At 33.2% G+C, this 253-nt stretch carries 1 protein-coding gene; it reads right to left on the bottom strand.

All coding sequences use genetic code 11. The features are described 5' to 3' along the window. Positions 1-89: YrhC family protein (locus V7654_RS22890; protein WP_335433170.1), on the bottom strand; the 89-nt coding region annotated here is incomplete at its 3' end. Between the last annotated feature and the right edge of the window lie 164 nt (positions 90-253).

Below are 253 nucleotides of genomic sequence, written 5' to 3'. Positions count from 1 at the left end.
CCTAAATAAAAAAACACGCCAACTGTCAATAGGACTGTAGCGAACTGTTTATAATCAACCATTTTTTCATAGATTTGCTTAGCGTTCATTTCCATCACCTGCATAATTTGTCTTAACCACAACGCTACTTTAACATATTTAAACCCTTATTTATGATGTAAATTTTGGAAGTTGATTATCCTGAATATTTTTGGACTGTTATCGCATAAAAAAAGCCCCTTATTCTATAAGGGACTCAGACTGTAGACAAACC

This window comes from Bacillus sp. JJ1609 (assembly GCF_036967045.1).
In the GTDB taxonomy this organism is placed as follows: Bacteria; Bacillota; Bacilli; order Bacillales; family Cytobacillaceae; genus Mesobacillus.
This window is presented reverse-complemented; position numbering and strand designations above follow the sequence as displayed.